This is a genomic window from Campylobacter sp. 2018MI13 (genome assembly GCF_018501135.1).
Taxonomy (GTDB): Bacteria; Campylobacterota; Campylobacteria; order Campylobacterales; family Campylobacteraceae; genus Campylobacter_E.
Genome location: NZ_JAHCZC010000348.1, coordinates 1 through 233, shown reverse-complemented (window position 1 = coordinate 233; position 233 = coordinate 1). Strand labels below are relative to the sequence as shown.

Genomic DNA, 233 nt, shown 5'->3' with positions numbered 1-233 from the left:
AAACTGAAGATGTTGTAACTCCAGAAGTTAAACCTGAAGATAAACCTGAAAACACTGAAGACAATAAACAACCTGAAGAAGATAAAACTGAAGATGTTGTAACTCAAGAAGTTAAACCTGAAGATAAGCCAGTAGCTCCAGTATTTGATAAACTTGTTATTACAGAAGTAAATGGTGATGATACTATAAAAGATCATTCAGCAACAGTTGATAGCAATAGCTTAGTGCTTAAA

1 protein-coding gene is annotated in these 233 nt (G+C 32.6%); it reads left to right on the top strand.

Annotated features, from left to right (window positions below):
* A partial coding sequence (locus KJQ99_RS11525) for a hypothetical protein (RefSeq protein ID WP_214150789.1) occupies positions 1-233 on the top strand: 233 nt, incomplete at both ends.